18 protein-coding genes and 1 tRNA gene are annotated in these 23024 nt (G+C 39.8%); 5 read left to right on the top strand and 14 right to left on the bottom strand.

From position 1 onward, the window contains the following. Positions 1-40: 40 nt before the first annotated feature. The 11 genes from ABDW32_RS01395 to ABDW32_RS01345 form a co-directional block, all read right to left on the bottom strand. A complete protein-coding gene (locus ABDW32_RS01395) occupies positions 41-1444 on the bottom strand; it encodes a radical SAM protein (protein WP_343558745.1) in 1404 nt (467 codons plus the stop codon). 14 nt (positions 1445-1458) lie between these two features. Beyond that, on the bottom strand, positions 1459-1695 hold the full coding sequence (locus ABDW32_RS01390) for a hypothetical protein (RefSeq protein ID WP_343558744.1): 237 nt from the start codon (positions 1693-1695) through the stop codon (positions 1459-1461). A 3-nt stretch (positions 1696-1698) separates the two neighbouring features. Beyond that, positions 1699-2460, bottom strand: a complete 762-nt coding sequence (locus ABDW32_RS01385; RefSeq protein WP_343558743.1) for a prolipoprotein diacylglyceryl transferase family protein — start codon at positions 2458-2460, stop codon at positions 1699-1701. A gap of 96 nt (positions 2461-2556) precedes the next feature. Beyond that, positions 2557-3717, bottom strand: coding sequence for a diaminopimelate decarboxylase (gene lysA, locus ABDW32_RS01380; protein WP_343558742.1), 1161 nt, complete (start codon positions 3715-3717; stop codon positions 2557-2559). A gap of 15 nt (positions 3718-3732) precedes the next feature. Then, positions 3733-5046: an aspartate kinase gene (locus ABDW32_RS01375; RefSeq protein WP_343558741.1), complete on the bottom strand. Its 1314-nt coding sequence runs from the start codon at positions 5044-5046 to the stop codon at positions 3733-3735. Positions 5047-5170: 124 nt separating this feature from the next. Further along, the gene (locus tag ABDW32_RS01370; RefSeq protein ID WP_343558740.1) at positions 5171-6118 is read right to left on the bottom strand and encodes a D-2-hydroxyacid dehydrogenase; all 948 of its coding nucleotides are present in this window, start codon (positions 6116-6118) and stop codon (positions 5171-5173) included. Between the two features lie 154 nt (positions 6119-6272). Continuing rightward, positions 6273-7340, bottom strand: coding sequence for a 3-phosphoserine/phosphohydroxythreonine transaminase (serC, locus tag ABDW32_RS01365; RefSeq protein WP_077432690.1), 1068 nt, complete (start codon positions 7338-7340; stop codon positions 6273-6275). 187 nt (positions 7341-7527) lie between these two features. Further along, entirely contained in the window at positions 7528-7785 is a 258-nt protein-coding gene (locus ABDW32_RS01360; RefSeq protein ID WP_343558739.1) for a hypothetical protein, read from the bottom strand. Between the two features lie 56 nt (positions 7786-7841). Beyond that, complete coding sequence (gene icd, locus ABDW32_RS01355) at positions 7842-9104, bottom strand: NADP-dependent isocitrate dehydrogenase (RefSeq protein WP_343558738.1); 1263 nt, start codon at positions 9102-9104, stop codon at positions 7842-7844. Positions 9105-9130: 26 nt separating this feature from the next. After that, positions 9131-11254: a cation:proton antiporter gene (locus tag ABDW32_RS01350; protein ID WP_343558737.1), complete on the bottom strand. Its 2124-nt coding sequence runs from the start codon at positions 11252-11254 to the stop codon at positions 9131-9133. A gap of 115 nt (positions 11255-11369) precedes the next feature. Further along, complete coding sequence (locus ABDW32_RS01345) at positions 11370-12587, bottom strand: FtsX-like permease family protein (protein WP_343558736.1); 1218 nt, start codon at positions 12585-12587, stop codon at positions 11370-11372. A gap of 149 nt (positions 12588-12736) precedes the next feature. On the opposite strand from ABDW32_RS01345, the gene fmt reads away from it, so the two are divergent. After that, positions 12737-13654 (top strand): methionyl-tRNA formyltransferase, encoded by a 918-nt coding sequence (gene fmt / locus ABDW32_RS01340; RefSeq protein WP_343558735.1) that lies wholly within the window; start codon positions 12737-12739, stop codon positions 13652-13654. On the opposite strand, the gene ABDW32_RS01335 is transcribed toward fmt, so the two are convergent. Next, positions 13651-13872 (bottom strand): helix-turn-helix transcriptional regulator, encoded by a 222-nt coding sequence (locus ABDW32_RS01335; RefSeq protein ID WP_120260837.1) that lies wholly within the window; start codon positions 13870-13872, stop codon positions 13651-13653. The two genes, fmt and ABDW32_RS01335, sit on opposite strands and share 4 nt — an antisense overlap. Before the next feature lie 387 nt (positions 13873-14259). On the opposite strand from ABDW32_RS01335, the gene ABDW32_RS01330 reads away from it, so the two are divergent. Continuing rightward, complete coding sequence (locus tag ABDW32_RS01330; protein ID WP_028068906.1) at positions 14260-15120, top strand: RNA polymerase sigma factor RpoD/SigA; 861 nt, start codon at positions 14260-14262, stop codon at positions 15118-15120. Between the two features lie 126 nt (positions 15121-15246). Here ABDW32_RS01330 and ABDW32_RS01325 read toward each other — a convergent pair whose 3' ends face one another. Next, the gene (locus ABDW32_RS01325) at positions 15247-18102 is read right to left on the bottom strand and encodes an insulinase family protein (RefSeq protein WP_343558734.1); all 2856 of its coding nucleotides are present in this window, start codon (positions 18100-18102) and stop codon (positions 15247-15249) included. A gap of 232 nt (positions 18103-18334) precedes the next feature. Here ABDW32_RS01325 and xerD point away from each other — a divergent pair, with 232 nt between their 5' ends. The 3 genes from xerD to ABDW32_RS01310 all read left to right on the top strand — a co-directional run bounded on the left by xerD (position 18335) and on the right by ABDW32_RS01310 (position 20647). Then, positions 18335-19237 carry a site-specific tyrosine recombinase XerD gene (xerD, locus tag ABDW32_RS01320; protein WP_343558733.1) on the top strand — a complete coding sequence of 301 codons (903 nt, stop codon included), beginning with the start codon at positions 18335-18337 and terminating at the stop codon, positions 19235-19237. 585 nt (positions 19238-19822) lie between these two features. Then, positions 19823-19894, top strand: a tRNA-Arg gene (locus ABDW32_RS01315). Between the two features lie 450 nt (positions 19895-20344). Next, positions 20345-20647 carry a hypothetical protein gene (locus tag ABDW32_RS01310; protein ID WP_343558732.1) on the top strand — a complete coding sequence of 101 codons (303 nt, stop codon included), beginning with the start codon at positions 20345-20347 and terminating at the stop codon, positions 20645-20647. 218 nt (positions 20648-20865) lie between these two features. Here ABDW32_RS01310 and ABDW32_RS01305 read toward each other — a convergent pair whose 3' ends face one another. After that, positions 20866-22740, bottom strand: a complete 1875-nt coding sequence (locus ABDW32_RS01305; protein ID WP_343559655.1) for a PAS domain S-box protein — start codon at positions 22738-22740, stop codon at positions 20866-20868. Between the last annotated feature and the right edge of the window lie 284 nt (positions 22741-23024).

Raw genomic sequence — 23024 nt, 5'->3', positions numbered from 1 at the left:
TGAGCGAATTATTATTCCGACAAAAATAACTTATCTCAGCCTAAAATCGTATAGCATCCGATAATTTAAGTTCCTCCAGACGCTTGACTTTATCATCACGGTAAAACAGATTCATGGTCTCAAAGGGGATCAACTTTAAATCTTTGTTGACAATATGTACGCAGGATTTTTTGACCGAACGCACATCGAAATCATAGGCATCCATAAAATTCATAATTATGATGCGGAAAAGATTATCATAATCTAATTCGGGAGCACATACATCAGGTAGGCAGCAAAGCAATTGATTGACTTTTGGTTTTACTTTATCCACCGAAATACCGGTACTGAAAATATCGAGCAGCTGCATCTGGACCCCTGTATCCTGCTCATAAACAATGGTGTTGCGCGACTGATTGTTCAAGAGTATCGCTGGATCAATATGCCTTGTTAGCGGAATCCTTTCATCACCGATCTTAAGTACATAGCCCATGGCCAGCGCATCTGGATTACAGGGAACCGGAATGATATCATGTGGATTCAACAATGGGTATTGGTCCAGGATTTCCTGTCTGACTTCGGTCAGTGTCATTTTGTGCTGCTGGGCATCCGCCGCATTTCTACCCGCAATTTCCACGGGCTGGAACGTCACCCCACGTACGCAGCGCTGGCTTAAAGCAAAGTCCAGTATTGCTCCGATCTCGTCATCGTTGGTTCCTTTTTCCAGCACCACCACCAGCGTAGTACTTAGGTTTAGCGCATTGAGTTTTTCAATCGCTTTTTTTCGTACATCCGCTAGATCCTTCCCCCTAAATTTCTCCAGCACGGACGGCCGGAAAGAATCAAATTGGAGATAAATTTCAAATTCCGGCGCATAGGTGGCCAGCTCTTCAGCAAATCCGGGGTCATTCGCAATGCGGATACCATTGGTATTCAGCATGAGATGCTTAATCGGCTTTGTTTTGGCAATATCCAGGATCTTAAAAAACTCAGGGTGAATGGTCGGTTCTCCCCCGCTGATCTGAACCACATCGGGCTCTCCCTCGCTTTCGACAATCTTATCAAACATACGTTCGATCTCTTCCAGTGAACGATGCCTTCCATAATGCGGTGAAGACATCGCGTAGCAGGTGGGGCAGGTCAGATTACAGCGGTCAGTCACTTCCACAATAGAAAGACAGCTATGCTGTTCGTGATCAACACATAAGCCACAGTCATAGGGACAGCCAAAATGAACTTCCTTATCAAATTTCAAGGGCGTCTCAGAAGCTTTGTTGTAATTCCGGATATTTTTATAATATTCAACATCCGTCGCGATCAGCGTCTTGAAAAAACCATGATCAGGGCAATTCTTGGTCATAAAAACCTGCTCATCTTCGATGATAATTTTCGCCCCAACACGGGAAAGACAGGTCGGGCACAGACTAATGGTATAATCGTAATAGGTATAATTTCTGACTGGCATATATTCTATCCTTGTTAACTTAATGCTATTCCGCAGGCGATCCCACCCGCTATCATTGCTCCAATTCCGCCCAATAGCACTTTAAGCCAAGGATTAACATTGAATGTAGAGGCTTTATTATTGGATTTCATAATCGAACCAATGATAATGACCAGAAGTGCTATTCCGATGACTACAGCTCCTCCAAACAGTAAAAACAAGCCCAAAAAAGCCGTGTTTTCCGAACCAAATGACCCTTCGAGTAAATACATAATTTAGACCTTCCTTTCTATATGCGTATTGTTCAATAAATAAATATAATAAATTATCACGACAAGACAGGTAATTTGTATGGTACTCAGCCCCAAAAGGATTATTGCTCTTGGCTTGATAAAATCCAATAAAAAGCGGAAACTGAAATAGCTGAACATGAAAAATTGAAACAGTAAGCCATTTTGAAATATAAATTTTCGTTTAAACCACTGCAGGGAAATAAACAATAATGCCAAAAATGCAATTTCGTACAAAGCAACCGGATGCCTGCGATAGGCATCACCGAGGTACATCCCCAAGGGGCAATCTGTGGGTAAGCCGTAGGTCTGCTCAAATACCCCGGTATAAAAACATCCGATCCGCCCGATCATAATGGCTAAAATTAACGGAAAGACCATACGATCGCCGGTGCTCTCTTTCTTGCCCATCATTTTTTTCATCAGTTCTACTCCAATCAACCCGCCAGCCAAGCCGCCTACAATCGTATTGTTCAGCCAGATATAACGCCATTTACTGACAGCATGCATCAGTTCCTCCGGACGCTCAAGTGATCCGATGAAATGGGATCCGATTAGTGCACCTATAGCTGCAGCAATGACGATTAAAAGTGAATTTGTATGCCCTAAGCTCTCCTGATCTTTCCATTTTAGCAACTGATAATAGCGCATGCCCATAAACATCCCCAAACCTTCCATAAAGGGATGCAGGAGAAACGTCTTACCAAACAAATCAATAGTGACCGGAAATTCGATTGCAATTAGCATAAGCAAGTATACAAAAGACAATTCAGATATCTATAGCCGAAAAAACAAAAGCCGGTTCAATTGAACCGGCTTTATATCCACATTTTGTACAGCAGCCTATAATTGGTCGCTGTAAACAAATCTGATTTCTTCCCTCAAATTATAACGGGAGGCCATTACCTCGCCGTAGGCGCCTGCGGAACGGATAGCAATCAAATCACCACGTTTTGAAACAGGCAAAGGCACTTCCTTTCCAAAACAATCCGAAGATTCACAGATTGGCCCTACTACATCATAGTTTAAGGCTTCTGTCGCTGTACCTTCACTGATATTCTCCATTTTATGGTAAGCCTGATACAAGGCCGGGCGCATCAATTCAGTCATACCCGCATCCAGGACCAAAAAGTTTTTCTTTACGCCATTCTTAACATATAATACACGGCTCACCAAGCTTCCGCATTGAGCAACTAAGGCCCGCCCCAATTCAAAATGGACTTCCTGATGTGGCTTACGTTCAAGGAAACGGTCAAAAATATCAAAATAGGCCTCAAAATCCGGAATCGGATTGCCATCTGGATTTTTATAATCTATCCCAAGTCCACCACCAACGTTCAACACACGAATCTGTGTACCGCGTTCCTCAAACCAGTTTTTCCACTCATTAACTTTTACACACAGGCTTTTGAATACCGTCATGTCTGTAATCTGGGATCCTACGTGGAAATGTAAACCTACCAATGCTATAAAGTCACATTTCTTAAGCACAGCCGCACATTTCTCCAGATCTGCATTTGGAATACCAAATTTGTTCTCGTCGAGTCCTGTTGTAATATAATGGTGGGTATGTGCATCCACATTGGGGTTAATACGTAATGCCACATTGGCCTTCACCCCCTGCTTTGACGCCAATTCGTTAATGACTTCAAGTTCCTGAATAGATTCTACGTTGAAAGCAAAAATATTTTGCGCCAGTGCGTAGTTGATCTCCTTATCCGATTTTCCAACACCAGCGAAGGTGATATGCTGTGGTTCAAAACCACATTCAATCGCCTTTTTCACTTCATTTCCACTCACACAGTCCGCGCCAAAACCGATCTGGCGGATCGCTTTTAACAACACATCGTTAAAATTGGCTTTCAATGCATAATGAACATGGAATCCTCTTTTATGAGAAGCCGCATAAGCTGCTTCCAAGGTTTTGTTTAACACGGCCAGGTCGTAGTAATAAAACGGCGTTTCTTTTTCTGCAAATTTTGCCGCTATAGCTGTATTTATCATATAAAACCTTCTTTCTTAAAATAAACGATTATGCAATGAACGTAAAGCCTCTGTTTTATGATCCGAATTCAAAAGAATAGATACATTAAAATCTGAACCACCGTAAGAAATCATGCGAACCGGCAAATGTTTCACAGCATCAAGTACACGAGCAGCATAACCATGGCTGTTCAAACCAAAGTCACCCACCACACAGACAATTGTCTGATCGCCGTCTACGGTAACAGATCCAAAGTCTTCTACTTCCTTAATGATATCGGCTAAGTTTGTTGTATCATCGATCGTTAATGAAACGGCGACTTCCGAAGTCGTAATCATATCAATCGGTGTTTTATAACGTTCAAAAATCTCAAAAACACGACGGAGGAAACCGTAGGCAAGTAACATCCGTGATGAATGAATATGAATGGCGGTGATACCATCTTTTGCAGCGATTGCCCGAATACAGCCTTTTTGCGCACCATCTTTGCTAATTAATGTTCCTTTAGCATTTGGTTCCATCGTGTTCAACAGACGTACGGGCACATTATATTTCTGTGCAGGAAATACCGATTGCGGGTGTAATATCTTCGCGCCAAAATAAGCTAACTCAGCTGCCTCATCAAAGCTAAGATGCGCGATCGGTGTTGTCCCTTTGACAACACGTGGATCATTGTTATGCATTCCGTCAATGTCTGTCCAGATCTGCACTTCATCGGCACGGATCGCTGCACCTATCAATGAGGCGGTGTAGTCCGATCCGCCACGGCGCAGGTTATCAATTTCACCAAATGAATTTCTACAGATAAATCCTTGTGTAATAAACAGTGTATTCTCCGGATACTGGGTCAAAATGGAACTCAATTTTTCCCCAATATATTCGACCATTGGCTCATTGTCCTCATCGATTTTCATAAAATCCAATGCTGGCAATAAGACAGATTTTACCCCAATTTCATTAAGGTAAAAATGCCATAATGCAGTAGACATCAATTCACCTTGCGCCAAAATAATTTTTTCTTCAATCGGCGTAAACAGTTCGTTCGCTAGACTCGAAATCAGGTTAAAATGATAGTCGATCAATTCCTTCCCGTTTTTATAACCGGCTTCAGTATTAAAAAGTTCCTTAATAAGGTCTTCGTACTTGTCCTTGTGCTTCTTGATCAAATCCTTAGCCTCGTCCTTCTTACCTGCTGCGTAAGCCTGACCAATTTCCACTAAAGCATTTGTCGTTCCAGCTACCGCGGACAACACAACGATCTGACGTTCCGAAGGGTTTACAATATCCAACAACCCTTTGATACGTACTGCACTTCCTACTGAAGTACCACCAAATTTTAAAACTTTCATACTAAAGTTACAATTATTAAATTTCTGTGTGCCAATATAGGCAATTCATGAATGTATATTAAAAAAAATGCGGCACAAAATCATGAAAGTTTTGTGCCGCATATATTTATTCTATGCGGAAGAACTACTTCTTCAAGTTTTCGATCAGTAAACCGGCCAATTCTTCGCCGATTCTTTCCTGTGCTTCATTTGTCGCCGCACCGATATGTGGTGTCAACGAAATCTTTGGATGTTTTAAAATTTCCTCACGCGGAGTCGGTTCGTTGTCGAAAACATCTAAACCAGCAAATGCAACTTTACCGGCATCCAATGCCTTCACCAACTCCAATTCATCGATAACACCACCTCTGGAAGCATTCACCAAGCCAACACCATCTTTCAGTAGTGGGAATTCCGCAGCACCGATTGCCGGTTTATCCAAGAATGGCACATGTAATGAGATAAAATCTGAAACTTTCAACAAGTCATTCATTTCTACCTGTTTGATCGGAACCTCTACCTGGATACCTCCGGAAAGATCAATCGTTAAACCTTTCGGGCCTTCAAATAGATCCGTATAAATGACATCCATTCCCAGGCCGATGGCGATTTTGGCAACTTCACGGCCGATACGGCCAAAACCTACAATACCGATTGTTTTACCGCGAAGCTCAGTTCCAGCACCATAAGCTTTTTTCAACGCGCCGAACTTCGTATTTCCTTCAACAGGCATCTTCCGATTAGCATCATATAAAAAGCGTACACCATTCAAAAGGTGAGCAAAAACCAATTCAGCTACCGATAAAGAAGATGCAGCTGGTGTATTCACAACGGCAATACCTTTTGAACGCGCGTATTCCACGTCAATATTATCCATTCCTACACCACCACGACCGATTACTTTTAAATTCGGACAGCCATCGATCAATGCCTGACGAACTTTAGTTGCACTACGTACAGTAATCGCGTCATAGGCTGGCAGCTTTTCAGCCAACTCATCCTGAGGGATATGGTTTGTATCTACAGTATGACCGGCATCTTCCAACATTTTCTTTCCTAGTGGATCAATACCGTCATTTGCTAATATTTTCATCCTTTGTAATTATTTATGGCTACAGGTTGCTCACTGTATAATGCATTCCTGACAGCCGGTTTAAATGTTAAGTGATAAAACGACCTTTGTTACAGATCAACGATTGGATCTCCACGAAACCGGTCTATTTCATCAGCATATTTAATCGATTAGACTATTTGTGTGTATCTTCAAATTCCTTCATGGCGTCAATCAAAGCATTGACGCTGCTCAATGGCAAAGCATTGTAAATCGACGCTCTAAAACCACCTACCGAACGGTGTCCTTTAATACCAATCAGATTACGTTCTTTCGCTAAAGCCAGGAACTCCGCTTCCAGTTCAGGTGTATCCATCACAAAAGTCACATTCATACGCGAGCGGTCCTCCACAGCGGCAGTACCTTTAAATAAAGGATTACGATCAATCTCATCGTATAGTGCACGTGCTTTAATAATATTTTCCTGTTCCAAAACAGCGACACCACCTTTTGCTTTTAACCAACGTAGGTTTAACATCGAAACAAAGATGGAGTATACCGGTGGCGTATTGTACATGGATCCACCATTGATGTGCAACTGATAATCCAACATCGACGGCAGTACACGACCTGATTTACCCAAGATATCATCCTTTACAATAGCCAGTGTCACACCAGCAGGACCCATATTTTTTTGCGCTCCGGCATAAATCAAATCATAATCTGCGACATTGATCTCACGGGAAAAAATATCGGAAGACATATCCACGACCACTGGTAAATCTGTAGCTGGCTTTTCAAAAACTTCAGTACCATAAATCGTATTATTCGACGTATAGTGAAAATAAGCAGCATCGGAAGGGATTGAATATCCTTTTGGTATATAAGAATAGTTTTTGTCTATCGACGAAGCTACAACATCTACTGAACCGAATTTCTTTGCTTCTTTTAACGCCTTTGTTGCCCAAACACCTGTATCCAAATACGCAGCTTTACCGCCTTCAGGTAAAAGGTTGAGTGGAGCCATTGCAAATTGCAGACTTGCCCCGCCTTGCAAGAAAAGAATCGAATATCCTTGTGGTACGGCTAATAATTCTCGTACTAACTGAGTCGCCTCATCGATCACTGCTTCAAACTCTTTGGAACGGTGAGAGATCTCTAAAATTGATAAACCTGTGTTGTTAAAATCAATTACAGCTTCTGAGGCTTGTTGAAATACTTCCTTTGGCAGAATACATGGACCTGCTCCAAAATTATGTTTCATTGATGTTATAGTTTGTTGGATTGCTCGTTCTGAACCCTAGTGGAGCAATCTGTTGTTTTAAAAACCAAAGGTAAAATAAAATTATATATTTTTCAACTATTCTGTTTTTTTATTGAAAATTTACAAAATTCTGAATCATTTCAATAAAAATATTACACAAATCAATCCCCATTGGTTATTAAAATAATCAAAGAAGAAGCACTTTCCAGGCCATATCTAATTGATTATCTTGCAAATACTGCTTTGCCTTTAACTGTAGGTGGACATTACGGGAAGAATGGTCCCCGATAAAGGCGTTTAACAATTCGTAAATTTCCGGCATCGTTGTAATCTCGTCCACCTCCATTGCTGTTGGTAATCGGTCTATCAGAGCCAGTTTAATTTTATCGTCTGTACTCAAGACGGTGGATTCTTTTACAAAAGGCGGAAGTTGATCGTAGTCCATAAAAAAAGCAGAAATTTTAGTCAAATTTCTGCTTAATATCTTAAAAAAGAAAATTCTTATAATTTTTCGATGATCCGATCAGCAAATTCGCTGGTTTTCACCAAGATAGCATCGTCCATCAGGTTATAAAAGTCGACAGTGACCGTTTTTGCGATGATGGTGTCTCCAAGCGCCCGCACAATTGCCGCTGCGGCTTCTGTCCAGCCCAAGTATTCAAACATCATGACACCACTCAGGATAACGGATGAAGGATTCATGGTATCTGTATTCGCAAATCGGGGTGCCGTACCATGGGTTGCTTCAAAAACGGCATGTCCGGTTTTAAAATTGATATTGGCTCCTGGAGCAATACCTATCCCACCGACCATAGCTGCCAGTGCATCAGAGATATAATCTCCATTTAGATTTAAGGTTGCCACCACCGAAAAGTCACGCGGGTTAAGGAGGATCTGTTGCAGGAAATTATCTGCAATAATATCCTTAATCAAAATTTTACCAGCAGCGAGCGCATCTTTTTGTTCCTGATTGGCAACAGCTTCACCTTTCTCGGCTTTGGTTCGCTCCCATTGCCCCCAAGTATAGGTTTTGTCCGCAAACTCCGTTTCGGCAACCTCGAAGCCCCAGATTTTGAAGGCCCCTTCCGTGTATTTCATAATATTCCCCTTATGCACAATCGTGACCGAGGGTAGTGCATAATGGATAGCATGTTCTATAGCCGCACGAACCAAGCGTTTGGACCCTTCTTCAGAAACCAGCTTGACCCCCACGCCCGTAGTACTCGAAAAATTGTAGTCTATATCAAGCTCATCGTGCAGAAAATCCTGTAGTTTATTGGATTCGGCACTTCCCGCCTGAAACTCGATACCGGCATAGATATCTTCGGTATTTTCGCGAAAGATAACCATATCCACATATTCAGGATGTTTGACCGGAGAGGGTACCCCCTCGAACCATCTTGTCGGCCGCTGGCAGACATACAGATCCAGATCCTTGCGTAAGGCCACATTCAATGAGCGTATGCCGCCCCCAACAGGTGTGGTCAAAGGGCCTTTTATTCCAACCAAATATTCGCGCAATATATCCAGTGTAGCTCGGGGCAACCACTCACCGGTTTCATTAAATGCTTTCTCCCCCGCCAAAACTTCCTTCCAGTTAATTTTTCGCTGCCCATGATAAGTCTTTTCCACAGCTTTATCAAAAACACGCACGGCTGCATGCCATAGATCGGGACCTATACCATCACCTATGATAAAAGGAATTGTTGGGGAATCCGGAACCTGTAAGGTTCCATTGTTGGACATTGTAATCTTATTTGACATAAATCTGTGTTTTGTGCGGATAGCAACTATCCTTTATTAAACATATTTCCAATCTCTTTGCTAATCTTGCGGAATATCGGAGCTGCTTCAACATCTTCATATTCGTCGATGTGGGCATTCTCTATCCTACTAGGAAACACCAAAACAAGGTTTTCGTTTGCATAGATCCCCTCTAATTTTTTCGCCACACCGTCCAGTGAATCACGGTACGAAACTTCGCCATTTCGTGCAGATACAAAAATGAACATGGAATCCTCTTCTTTAAACGCTTTTAGCCCCTGTAGATTATCCCAGTCGTCATAATGTTTAAAAGCAACTGGCACAGAGTTTTTAATTTCAATAAGATGCGCTTCAATAGCAGCTGCAGAACGCGTATCTACCACAAAAGAGATCGGAACGGACAATTCCTGCGCCAGTTTAATCACCTTCTCCAGCCAGTACTCAAAACCAAACTCCGCTTCACACATCGGTGGTGCAAATACCACAATGGACTTATTGGAAATAAAAGGCTTTTTAAAGTGGCAGAGCATCACATTGGCGGAGGTTCTATTGAGTATACTTTCCGTTTTTTCGCCGACAAATTTATCCATAAAGTTCGCCGCACTTGGCCAACCAAGCACGATACAATTTGCAGAAACCTCCTTTGCTGATCGGGCCACGCCACTGGCAATGTTTAAATCGATGGTTGCACTGATATTCACATTGGTCTCTGATCCAGAAGCATACCGTACCATACTATCCAGATTTTTGCGTGCTTTGCTCATATTCAGCTGTGCCTGCTCATTATCTTTTACCACGGAAACGATATTCACAGGATAGGTACACTTTTTACTCTTGATATAGGTAGAGAAGTCAAGAATAGGTTCCATATTGTCCATATTCGCAATAGAAATCAATATATTTTCATCTTTCTCCTTGACCACATCAATATGTTCTTCATCCTGTTCCCCATCCATAACCACTTTTCTGGAAGCATTCCCCGTCACAATGGTTGCGACAATGCAGGTTACCAGGATCAATAAAATCGTACCGTTCAGGACATTTTCGTCAATGATTCCATTTTTATACCCGACCATAATCACAGCCAGGGTCGCGGCAGCATGGGCGCTGCTCAAACCAAAAATCAGGTTACGTTGCCCGCGGCTGTACTTAAATATTTTCTGTGTTAACCAGGCTGCCACATATTTTCCTACTATTGCGACGATGGTCAAGGTACCTGCAATAATTAATGCCTGAGGTCCTTTTAAAATAACGCTTACATCCACAATCATACCTACTGAGATAAGGAAAAATGGAATAAAAATAGCATTCCCGATAAACTCGATACGATTCATCAATGCAGATGAATGTGGAATCAATTTATTTAGTGCCAGACCAGCCACAAAGGCTCCGATAATAGGTTCCAATCCCGCAATTTCCGCAAGAAAGGCTGCGAAAAATACCACGGAAAGTACAAAAATATAATTCGATGTCTTTTCGCTTCCGAGCCGCTCAAAAAACCACTTTGCTATCCGCGGAATAATACCGAACATAATGAAGAGGAATATGGCAAAGGAAATCCCTAAGGTGACCCAAAATTCATTTCCGATATTACCTTGTGAAACTCCTGTAATAACAGCCAATATAATCAGCACCGCCGTATCGGTCAGGATCGTCCCCCCGATCGTAATTGCCACAGCCTCCATCTTGGAAATACCATAACTGTTCACAATGGGATAAGACACCAACGTATGCGTAGCAAACATACTCGATATCAAAAGACTCGCCAGGACATCATAACCCAACAAGAAATGACAAACGGGATAACCTATACTTATGGGTACAATAAAAGTAAAAAAACCAAACAGCAAACTTTTGTTCTTGGTCTTTTTAAATTCATTCATATCCAATTCCAGACCAGCAATAAACATGATATACAAAAGTCCGATGGTAGAAAACAGATTAATTGCAGAGTTTTTCTCCAACCAATTTAATCCATGTGGCCCAATAATAACACCAGATATAATCAAACCGATAATGCCTGGCACCTTAATCGGCCGGAGGACAATAGGGGAAAGTAGGATAATAAAGAGTACCAGTGAAAAAATAAGTACGGGATTCTGTAAAGGCGCTTCGAAAGCGTGGGAAATATGCTCAAAAGTTTTATTCATATGTGCTCGTATGCTATCGGTAAAATATGTCCGCTTATTTTTCGTCACTCAGCGAAAAACAGCTAACAGCTCTAAAAATACGATTTTTCCAGTAAAACGCGGCTTAAAAAAGGGCCTACTTAAAAGAAATTGCTTTTATCGGACTAATCTTAGTGATCAACATCGAAGGAATAAACAAGGAAACCATCCCTATAAATACCACAGCGAGATTCACTAAAATAACGTCAGACCAATAGAGTTTAACAGCAACATAGGAGATATAGTAGGTCTGCTCATCCAGTTTGAAAAAATGGGTATAATCCTGTAGAAAATAAAAGCTCAGGCCGATCAGGTTTCCAATCAGCAGACCAAGGCCGATCAGGTACAGTGCGCTATACATAAATACCCGTCGTATACCTGCATTATGGTAACCTAAGGCTTTCAAAATACCAATCATGGATGTCCTTTCAAGGATGGTAATCAGCAAAGCCGAAATCATATTGATAATGGCCACCACAGTCATCAATATAAAAATAATTTTGGTATTCATATCCAACAGGTCCAACCACTGGAAAATGTCAGGCACCTGATCTTTGATATTGATTGCCTGCATATCAATGGGCAACATGTCTTCAATTTTACGGGTTGTCTGCTGCAGCTGGCTGAAATCCTTGATCCGAATCTCATAGCCACCAACCTCATTATCATCCAGATTGCTTAATTTCCGAATGACATTCAAAGATCCGATGACATATACCTTATCAAGTTCCTCGGAGCCTGTATTAAAAATCCCCTTAATGACAAACTTGCGCTTACGGATAGGCTCCTGCACGAAATACATGATAAAGTCGTCACCCACTTTCAATAATAGGCGATCTGCCAGATATTTTGAAATTAGAATCTGATTATCTTTATTTTCAGATTTAAAGTCTATGGTATTGCCTTCAAGCAGCATATTTTTTATAGGCTGCTGATCGTACAGCGAATCAATTCCCTTTAAAACGACACCTTCCACTTCGTCATTCACATTGATAATCCCTGCTTTTGTTGCAAATGGATTAATGGAATACACTTCCGGGTCTGCCAATATAGCTTTATGGAGCTGGGGTGTCAGGGCAATTGGGGAATTCTCATATGACTTATTGAGATCATAACGCAGAACCAATACATCGGCAAAAAAGCCACGTTGTTTGCTAATGATCTCTCCCTTAAATCCCCGCAAAACCGCAATAGATATGATAATGGCAGCAATGGCTAACGCAATTGCACCTATTGTAACACGGACGATCAACTTGGAGAAAGTCCGTTTACCTGAAAATGCTATTCGATTTGCTAAAAAATAAGGAAAATTCAAGCTTTCAATATATTTATGTAACTTCGCAAAGTTATAAAAATTTGTTATTCACAAAACTTTAATAGCAAATTATTAGCGCTTTCGCAGATGATTTTTATCATCCCAATGATTTATTTGATTTTAAGGAATTTACAAAAAACAGACCTCTTATGCGTATTATTTTCATGGGCACCCCTGACTTTGCTGTTGCTTCCCTTGAAGCGCTCATCCAATCTGGCGAACAAGTCGTTGCTGTAGTCACCGTACCCGATAAGCCAGCGGGTCGTGGGCAAAAAATACATGAATCAGCCGTTAAAATATACGCAGGGCAACATCATATCCCGGTACTTCAGCCGGTCAAACTCCGCGACGAGGCCTTTCTCGCCGAGCTCAAAAGTTATCAAGCGGATCTTCAGGTCGTAGTAGCGTTCCGTATGCTACCCGAAGTTGTCTGGAACATGCCAAGATACGGCACTATCAATGTCCATGCCTCCTTACTCCCTCAATACCGCGGGGCGGCTCCGATCAATCATGCCATTATGAACGGTGAACAGGAATCTGGGGTAACTACCTTTTTGTTGCAGCATGAAATTGATACGGGAAATATATTGCTCGCCGAAAAAGTTGCTATCAGTGATACGGATACAGCCGGAGACCTTCACGACAATTTGATGCATGCCGGAGCTAAAACATTACTTCGCACCCTACAGGAGCTGAAAGCGGGAAATCTGCAACCTAAAAGTCAAGACGACATCGTGGCAAACGAACCGTTAAAACATGCACCGAAAATTTTTAAAGAAGATTGCAAAATCAATTGGGACCAGCCCACAAACGTTGTTTATAACTTTATACGCGGACTTAGCCCCTATCCAACGGCGTTCACGCTATTAAATGATAAAGTATTAAAAATATACAAAACAGAAAAAGAGCAAAGAGCTACCGATGCTGCTCCGGGAACAATAGAGACAGACCAAAAAAACTATTTAAAGTTTGCAACACAGGATGGCTATATCAGTGTAACGGAACTTCAATTGGAAGGTAAGAAAAAGATGAATATAGTAGACTTTTTAAAAGGCTATAGATTCTAATTTTTCTCATCATCACCATCGTAATATTGCAACAGGTCACCAGGCTGGCAGTCTAGCGCTTTACATATTGCTTCAAGTGTATCTAATCGCAATGCCTTAGCCTTTTGATTTTTTATGATTGAAAGATTAGAAAGGGTGATCCCTACGCTGTCACTCAATTGGTTAAGCGACATTTTTTTTTCTTTCATTATTTTATCCAAATGAATTAAGATTGGCATATTATAATTTTTATTCCTTTAAATTTATTTACTGTCTCTTGTAAAACAAAACATATATCTTTTTGTTTTATCATAAAATTATCATTTTAAAATAAATTCGAAGAATACGTTTTACGTAACATATCTGATATCATTAGATAAATTACTTGAGAATATAAAAAAATAAAATTTGTTAGCGCTTTAAATATCAATCAGTTGAATATTACGGCCGCAATTGAGGAAGAAAAACAATTTTAAATGGAATAGTTTTTGATGGTGTAAAATGAAGGTTTGCAAAATCATAACTCATTATAGATGAGAGGTTAGATAATCTATTTTCCATTAATAATTCAAAAATTTTTCGTATTTTCGCAAACATTTCTTAGAGAGGAGAATTAATAAAAATTAATGAGACAGCTCAAAATTACACAATCTATCACCAATCGTGAGTCCCAGTCTTTGGACAAATACTTACACGAAATTGGTAAAGTAGACTTAATTACAGCAGAAGAAGAAGTAGAATTAGCACAGCGCATCCGCGAAGGCGACCAAGTTGCCTTGGAAAAATTGACTAAGACCAACCTTCGTTTCGTAGTATCAGTAGCAAAACAATATCAAAATCAAGGATTGACCTTAGGTGATTTAATCAATGAAGGCAACCTGGGCTTAATTAAAGCGGCTAAACGTTTTGACGAAACAAAGGGTTTTAAATTTATTTCTTATGCCGTTTGGTGGATTCGCCAATCTATTCTTCAAGCAATTGCTGAACAATCACGTATCGTGCGTCTGCCATTGAACCAAGTAGGTTCTTTAAGCAAAATCAGTAAAGCTTTCTCAAAACTAGAACAAGAATACGAGCGGGAACCATCTCCAGAAGAATTGGCAGATATCCTTGAAACTACAGTGGACAAAGTTTCGGATACGTTAAGTAATTCTGGACGTCATGTATCTATGGATGCACCTTTTGTTCAAGGTGAAGAAAACACACTCTTGGACGTTTTGGAAAACCATGATCCAGACACCGATAGTTCCCTAATTGATGAATCTCTGTCAGAAGAAATCAAGCGATCATTGGCAACGTTAACAGAAAGAGAACGCGAAATTATTGTTCTTTTCTTTGGATTAGGATCCAACCACCAACTGTCGCTCGAAGAAATCGGTGAGAAATTCAATTTGACACGTGAGCGCGTGCGTCAAATTAAAGACAAAGCTCTTCAACGTTTGAGACACACTTCTAGAAGCAAAATCTTAAAATCTTATTTAGGTTAAAAAGATATTTATTGAAATTTTTGGTAATCCCAATCAGAGATGATTGGGATTTTTTGTTTGCAATAAGGGCTGCTTGCCTTTAGCAAACAGCCCTAGCCTACATTGATACCTGATCAATATGCTTTGCTATTTTGTGTCCGGCATTAAAATAAATTCGAAAAGCCGATCTTTCTTCAGATACTTCGCAGCGACATCCTGCACCGATTTAGGCGTAACTTTATTCAAGTTTTCCATTCGACGGGTGTATCTATTGATATCCAAGTCGTTTTGATAAGAACTGGAGATATAATTCAACCAATAGCCATTTTCACGTAAGCTTAATTCATTCTGTCTTTTTTGTTCTGCCACAAATTTTTTAATATCCACTTTGTCGGCACCCTGATCCTGAATCTTCTTTACCTCATCCAGCGCAGAACTAATCAATGGATCTGCTTTATCCACTGCTGAGCCAAAACCGATTGAAAATGAATAGCGTGCCTTAGGTAATTTACTGAAGCTAGCGCGGGCACCGACACCATAAACACCACCTTCTTTTTCACGCAGGCGTTCGAGCAACTTGATCGTCAATATACTTTCCAAAGCTTCCATATTGACATTTTCGCTTTCGCTGTAACTGTAATCGCCATAGTATGCCAATTGGGTGCTTGCTTTTTCCTCCTTGCCTTTGTGAACAATCACACGCTCGCCTTTAGTAGGTTCCAAAATATTCAAATCTTTGTAATTTTCTCCGCGTTTGATCGCAGGCAAGGAAGCAAGATAAGTTTCAATAAAGGGTTTAATCTGCGCTTCATCAAATGATCCTACAATAGTAAATACAAAATCAGAAGCATCTGCAAATCGCTCTTTATAAATTGCAAGCGCACGCTCACGGTCAATTTTTGAAAGTGTTTCCACAGTAGTGTTTTGTCTGCGGATATTATTCCCATAGAGCACTTCCTTCACTTTATCCGAAAAAACATTATTTGGGTTGCTCAATCTATTTTCCAACGACCCTTTTGCTCTGGTCATCGTACTTTGGAACACGTCAATATCCAAACGGGGTTCGGTAAAATAGCCATAAATTAATTCAAAAGCATTTTTCAAGCCCTCTTTGTCTGTGCTTCCCGAAATGCCCTCATAGCGTTCGGAAATATAGGGTGAAATTGAGACCTCTTTTCCAGCAAGGTATTTTGTCAGCTCCACATTGTTCATTTGCCCCACACCGCTTGCATCGACCAATGAGGAGGCATTCGAAGCAGAGAAATAGTCGGCGTCAGCATACAGCGAAGTTCCTCCAGGGCTGTAAGCCATAATCTGGATTTCGTCGTTTTTAAAGTCTGTAGGTTTTAAAATCACCTTCACGCCATTGCTCAATACCAATTCTTTTGCCTGTACAGCACCAATATCCTTGGAAGACAGGATCGATCCTTTAGTAGGTTCTTTGGAAAGCAAAGGAAGATTAGAGACCTTGTCCTCGTAAGCAGAAACCGGACTATCTTCGACCGCTTTTACCCATCCCAAAACGGCTTGTTCTGTAGGTAGGTTTGCCTTTTCCTTTTCTGGTCCCATAATCAAGATATCACGATTTAAATCGGTATAATATTTCTTGATCAGACCATTCACCTCTTCTAATTTCAAGGTGGGTAGCAACTGTTTCGTTAGGCGATAAGATGCTTCATTGCTCAAAGCCGGTTCATTGTCGATAAAATAGTTCAGATATCGGTTGACATAGTTATCCGATTTTTTCTTATCCCGTTCGATATAAGCCGTTTCATTCCCCTTCTTCATATCAGCAAGCGCACGATCCAGTTCTGTCTGCGTAAAACCGTATTTTTGGATACGTTCAAATTCCGTCAACATGGCCTTAAATCCAGATTCCAGCTCACCGGGCTTAGGCACGACCAATAAAGAGAAGGTGTTTAAATTAGAGACAAAATCACCAATGCTACCACCAGCTTGCATAAAAGGAGGATTCGGCTGCTGCATAAGTTCAGAGAAACGTCCGGCAATCATCTGGTTGAAAATATTTTTAAGCAGTTCATTACGGTAGTCTCCGATAGTCACGACCTTTTCTTTTTCATTTTTGATCAAGATCTGTGCGACGGTATAAGGTAACTCTGGATCTGAAATCGTCAAAAATTGATTTTTATTCAATAAATCAACCCGATACTCCTTGCGTGGCAACACCTTTTTCGGCATTTTCATGTCTGAAAATAACACTTTCACTTTTTCCTCAATTGCTTTGGGGTCAATATCACCTACAACAATAAGCGCCTGCAAATCCGGACGGTACCAATCCTGATGAAATTTACGTATCTCGGTGTAGGGAAAGGTTTTTAATATTTCCTCAGTACCAATAGGCAGACGTTTTGAATAAAGGGAGCCGTTAAGCAGCATTGGGAAATACTGATCTTGCAGGCGTTGTTGCACCCCTCTTCCACCGCGCTTCTCTTCCAAGATAACACCACGTTCCTTGTCAATTTCCTCGCCATCCAATAGCGCATCCTGTGCCCAATCACGCATGACCTGTAATCCATTTTTCAGTAATTCCGGATCATCGGATGGGATAGGTAATTGATAGACAGTCTGATCAAAGCTCGTGTAGGCATTCAGATCCGAACCAAATCGTACACCGGCTTTCTGAAGGTAATTAACAAGTTCATTTTTGGGAAAATGCTTCAAGCCATTAAAATTCATGTGCTCCAAAAAGTGCGCCAGTCCCAGCTGTTTTTCATTTTCCAGGATTGACCCCGCCTTCATACCTAAATACATGGTAACTCGTCCCTTAGGCTCTGTATTTTTGCGGATAAAATATGTAAATCCATTTTTCAGTTTACCGGTGACAACCTCATTGTCGAAAGGTAACTTTTGATTTAAGGCTAGACTATCCTGCGATAGAATAGCCCTGGCATGTGCCGTTAACGTGGTTGGCATTTTTGCTTCAACTCCATAAAATGTAGCGGGGAGTAAAAAGGCTAATGCAAGGGGTTTAATGAATTTCATACAAAAATTCTCTTTTTTTAGTCAGTTATTTTGTGCTAGTTGTTTATTAGGGTAAACGGGGCTCGAGACCAATTGTCCCGAGAAAATGGCTAAATACGGATAAATAATATCTTTAACATCCTGTATCGGATGGAACATTTCATCACTATTTGCTCATGGTTTGTAAAAAACAAGCTTAAAAATACAGAATATCTTTCGAAAAGAACAATAGTTAATTGTAATTTTGTTGCAAATGGATTTCAGCAACTGGCAGGTCATTAAAAAAGAATTCGAACATTTTTTAAAGTTCGAACGGGGTTTGAGCATCAATTCGATCGAGGCTTACCTCAATGATGTTTCTAAATTCCAGATCTATTGCGAGGACAATGGGCTTGTATTAAATAAAATCGTACGGAAAGATATTCAGGATTTTCTACAATGGTTACAGGAATTCAATATCTCACCATTCACACAATCCCGTTTAATATCAGGACTAAAAACCTTTTTTAGCTTTCTGGTCATTGAACATGACCTGGATAATAATCCAACTGAATTGCTACAAGCGCCACGCTTAGCGCGGAAACTCCCCAGTGTACTGAGTATCCATGAGATTGATCAACTGATAGCAGCTATCGATCTTTCATCCACCGAGGGACAGCGCAATAAAACAATTATTGAAGTTTTATATGGCTGTGGATTGCGTGTGTCTGAGCTCGTCAATCTCAAGATCTCCAATTTGTTTCTCGACGTAGAATTTATCAAAGTAGAAGGTAAAGGTAGCAAAGAACGATTGATTCCGATCGGACAGCAGGCGATCAAACATCTCAGGCTATATTTGGATTCCGTTAGACCACATATTAAGATCAAGAATGGAAATGAAGATATTGTGTTTCTGAACAGACGAGGTTCGGCTTTGTCCAGAGTGATGATCTTTCTTATCATTAAGGAACTTGCTCAAAAAGTTGGACTACAGAAGATCATCAGTCCGCATACCTTTAGGCATAGTTTCGCCTCCCACCTCGTTGAAGGTGGGGCAGATTTAAGGGCTGTACAGGATATGCTGGGACATGAAAGTATTACAACCACCGAAATATATACACATATCGATCGGGATTATCTTCATTCCATCATCACACAATACCATCCCAGATCCTAGCGTGAGGACAGCGAATCGTATGGGGCACCTTTTCCACTTTATTTCCCCCAGCGATGTTTGATATATTGGCCAGTTACAAAGAGATTGAACACGCTCAGATCGAGATCTGCAGTACGTCGATTGGTACCGATGATATTCGAATTTTAATCGCTAACAGACAGGAAAATGCCACTTTGTTAAAAGAAACAAAAGATAGCTTTTAAGCAAAACTAGGTGTAATTCCTACCTTCGAATTTGAACAAGAAGATCAACTAATCCATAGAATTTATAATCCACTGAACATAAAACCGACTTTTTTACTTGATAAAAGAGATTAAAAAAATATTTTTTTTTGATTTCCAAATTCTGTTCCCATCCGATGAGATCGCACAGAAACTCTCCATCGATCAAGATGAAGTGGGCAAACTTTCACGCATACTATTAATAAACAAAAAGTTAGATCAAAAAAGCAGAATGACACAAATTATAAAAGCTGAGATATCGAAAATGCAGACAGATATGCTCCTGAAATTTGCCATTCAAAAGATTAAATTTTATACCAAAGATTATTTGTAAGATCTAGAAAATAGTATATCTTTGCGACACGTCCCCGTAGTTCAATGGATAGAATTACAGATTCCGGTTCTGTCGATATGAGTTCGAATCTCGTCGGGGACACAAAAGGAGACACTTCATTGAAGTTGTCTCCTTTTTTATGCATTTATCCAAAAACGAGCGTTGGATCAGCGTGGACTGCTTTGAAAAAATAGCGGAAGAAATTGATCAAAATATTGACAAGTACAGCAAAACATTGATTATTTCTAATATTACTCAAACCCATCGGACAAGCATGTCTTTATTCTAAGTAAATTTGCCTACCGAACCTCACTTGTATTCAATTGTAAGGATTTGGTGAAGGAATATTGGTGATAGATTCAAAGATATTGATATTTATAATACCAAGACTTTCCGTTTGTTTATGAAACCAATATGATGATGAATTCATTAACAAGATTGAGCTAACTTTATAACCTCATTAAAATGAAGCTATTAAATAGACTTTTTCTTTCATTCTGTATTACCATAATACTTTTTTCATTTACAGTTTTGAGATACAATATCAACTGTATGGGTGAGATTCAGCAGGGATATGGTCATTTCTTTGTCTGGTCGGTGAGGGGAGCTACGTCCTTAAGCTATGAAGTAGATCTTTTAAGGTTGGTATTCGATTTCTTGTTGTTCTTTATCCTCGTACTCGGCGCTGTTTCTTTTATCGGAATGGATGTCAGTAAGCGGTTCAAAACAATAATCTATGTCGTCTCGTTTGTAACAGTCCTCTTGCTTATCCCCTATTTTCTCATTATGCAACCCTATCTTGGTAAAGTCGACTGCCAGGTAATCTATTCCAGTTTTTCATCCGTATTACTCTGATAAGTCTTTAAGGACAGTTCGTTTCTCGTACTAATCTCAAAGAAGGTTATAAAGGAACAACTTGATGACCTGAAAAATGGCCTCGAGCATCAGGAAATTGAAGCCCTTCCATATTCCGCAAGTATAGACGAGATGCAATTATTTTCTAATGCTTTATTGAAGAATGAAAACCCTCTATTTATCATTTAATGATAAATATGGGTATTATTTTGCATCTTTTATTGCCCGTTTTCTTTCAGAACGAAAGAGAATATTGTTCCAGCCCCCTTTTCACTTTCAACTTCAATTGTGGCATCGTGATAGCGCAGAAATTCGGAAACAATATAAAGACCTATTCCAAAACCTGAAATATTTGAAACTTCATCGTTTTCTACACGATAAAAACGCTCAAACAGCTTTTCCTGATCTTTTTTGCTTATGCCGATTCCATGGTCCTTTACAAATACATAAATCTGTCCATTTTCATTTCTACAGCCAAAAATAATTTCACCACCATTTGGAGAATATTTTATTGCGTTACTTATAAGATTTGTCAAAACCTGTCCAATTTTGTTACGGTCTGCATATACAATAGCCCGTTCAGCTTGTACCATTGTAATTTTATGATCAGAACACAATAGTTTTGATTCGAGCTTTATTTCCTCAAGTAGATTATTTAGATCGAAGACCTCCTTTCGGATCTGTAATTTCCGTTCTTCAATTCTTGCCATACTAAGAAAATCGCCTACCATATCATTCATTTTTTTTGCCTGGTTTTCAATTACCCGACCAAGCTGAATAGCATTGTGGTCATTTTGTTGCCGGTATTTTACCTGAAGCACCTGGGAATAAAGTAGAACAGATGCCAAGGGAGTTTTCAATTCATGACTTAACATGGAAACAAAATCATTTTTACGACGTTCTTCCTCCTTCCTATCACTTATATCCCGCGCTATTTTTGAAATCCCTACAATCTGCCCCTCTCCATTTTTTATAGGGGATATTGTAAGCGAAACATCAAATAATTTTCCGTTTTTACGGCGACGAACTGTTTCATAATGCTTGATAGACATTCCTGATCTCAACCGTTCTAAAATATAGTCTTCCTCACTATGCCTTTCCTCAGGAATCAATTTTAATATATTCTGCCCGATCATTTCATCTGCTCCATAGCCAAATATCTGTTCCGCTGCATCATTCCAGCTTGTGACAACGCCATCCAAGTTCTTTCCGATTATTGCATCATAGGAAGAATTTACAATAGCGACCAATTGCGCGTCTTTACGCTCCGATAATTTAGAATTAGTTATATCAAAAAGGGTTCCTATTACCCTTTTGGTCCTTTTCGAATTACTAAAGAACACAGCTGCCTGTACACTTATCCAGATGATATCCCCGCTGTTTAATTTTTGAATTCTACATGCAAAATTAAAATGCTCATCACTATTACTTTGACTAACCCTGTCTAGGATTGAACGTACCTTCTCCCGGTCAGAAATGTGTATTAAATTAATAAGACTGTCTATACTTTGAAGATCAGTATCTACATTTAAAATTTTTTGTACTTCCTTTGAAAGTAAAATTTTACCCGTAGTAAAATCCCAATCCCATGTTCCCAAATCTGCCGCCTCCATGGCAAGACGTAGTCGCTCCTCACGTTCCTGCAAAAGCATGGGTAAATTGTTTCTTTTCTTCTCCTCTTCGACACTCTTGGTTATATCCAAAATAGCCCATCTAGAATAAGCGAATTTGTCCTCTTGAAAAAAAGCATTTGAATTTATTAGAACGTGTTTTATTGTTCCGTTCGCACATTTCAGTTTTTGATAAGAATCATGAATTGATTTATTCTGGAGCAAGGCCTTAGTAATTTCGCCTATTGTTTGATCATCAATATAAAATTGTTGCACCGGAAGTCCGATAAAATCCGCCCGCTTATCTTCTAGCAATTCTCGGCTCGCCTGATTCCCCCAAATTATTATCCCTGCTTGATTGACTTTTAATAAAGGAACCGTAACCATCTCAATAAAATCAGAAAGTTCATCAACTTGCCGTGTCAAACTGGTTAGCTTTTTCGCTGTTGCAAATAAATTATAATCTTCACCCACTTCTTCCATAATCAATTTTATAAGAAATTAAAGATAACTTATAAATTCCACCTATTATATTTTATTAATTTAAATCTTTTCAAAAAATCTTATCACAACAGCGAATTTTAATTTAAAAAGCTTGAACCTCCGTTGTTTAATGAATACAAACCGACAGAATCTATATTTTTGTTTGATGAGAAACTATTCTTTTTTATTGCATTGTATGTAACAATAGTTTAGCAAGGCTAAATTTGTTGGTTGAAAGTACAGCAGATATCATTTTATAAGGTAGAGACAACAAGGTTTATAAT

Source organism: Sphingobacterium sp., assembly GCF_039596235.1.
GTDB lineage: Bacteria > Bacteroidota > Bacteroidia > Sphingobacteriales > Sphingobacteriaceae > Sphingobacterium.
Note: the sequence above shows the minus strand (reverse complement) of the source record. Positions and strands in the feature narration are given on the sequence as shown.